2 protein-coding genes are annotated in these 1,127 nt (G+C 71.4%); one reads left to right on the forward strand and one right to left on the reverse strand.

Annotated elements, in window-relative coordinates; genetic code table 11:
• Window positions 1–282 (reverse strand): HisA/HisF-related TIM barrel protein (locus DEIPI_RS29720; RefSeq protein WP_045233952.1); only part of this gene is annotated, 282 nt, incomplete at its 3' end.
• Between the two features lie 289 nt (window positions 283–571).
• On the opposite strand from DEIPI_RS29720, the gene DEIPI_RS29725 reads away from it, so the two are divergent.
• Window positions 572–1,127 (forward strand): glycosyltransferase (locus DEIPI_RS29725; protein WP_157463584.1); only part of this gene is annotated, 556 nt, incomplete at its 3' end.

Raw genomic sequence — 1,127 nt, forward strand, 5'->3', positions numbered from 1 at the left:
CGCGAGGAGCGCGTCCGCGGCGGCCTCGTCGCGGACGCCGCCGCCCACCTCGACGGGTACGTCCACGGCGCGGACGATCTCGGCGATGACGTCCCGGTTCTCGCCGCGCCCGGTGGCGGCGTCGAGGTCCACGAGGTGCAGCAGGCCCGCGCCGAGCGACACCCAGTGACGCGCGGCCTCCACGGGCGAGTCGAAGTAGACGGTCTCGCGGTCGGGATCGCCCTCGTAGAGACGCACGGCGCGGCCCGACTGGATGTCGACGCAGGGGATGATCAACGGCATAACGAAGAGTATAGGCGCGGCGACGCTCCAGGCCCGAACGGCGCGGCCGCCCCGCCAAGGTTGTGGAGACACGTGGGCGCCCCAGGCAGAAGGACCCGACCGCTCGGGTCCGTCCTCCGACGGGCCGGCGAAGACCAAAGGCTGGACGGCCACTCCCGGACCTGTACTGACGCGAGGTCGACCCAGGCCCGAACGGGCGAGCCGCCCCGTCTTCTCCCTTTCATTCTCGTGTGTGTCGTCACGACGGTTTCGGCGGGGTCGCACGTTAGACTGGCCGTCAGGAGGCCTTTTGCGTATCGGTATTGTCACGGCCACGTATCTTCCGTCCCGCAACGGCGTGGCGACGTCGACGGCGCTCTTCGTGCGTGGGTTGCGCGCGCTGGGCCACGAGGTGCGGGTGTTCGCGCCGGAGCACCCACGTCGCGACCGGACGCGGGAGGAGGGTGTGTGGCGGCTGCCGACCACGTCGATCGGCGCGCCGGACGATTATCCGCTGCTGCTGTGGCCGAGCGTCGCGGTGACGGCGCGGTTGCCGCTCGCGGACCTGGACGTGCTGCACACGATGCATCCGTTCCTGTCGGGTCAACTGGCGCTGCGCTGGGCGCGCAGGACCGGGGTGCCGCTGGTCTTCACGGCGCACACGCAGTACCACGAGTACCTGCACTACACGCGGTTGCCGCGTCGGCTGTCGCGTCGGCTGCTGAAGCGCCACGTGAGCGCGTTCGCGGCGGCGTCGGACGCGGTGCTCGCGCCGGGCGCGGCGATGGAGGAGATGCTGCGCCGCTACGGCTACCGGGGCGCGGTGACGCGTCTGCCGAACCCGGTGGATCTGGGCGCGTTCGGCT

The sequence above is a fragment of the Deinococcus pimensis DSM 21231 genome (assembly GCF_000519345.1).
GTDB lineage: Bacteria > Deinococcota > Deinococci > Deinococcales > Deinococcaceae > Deinococcus_A > Deinococcus_A pimensis.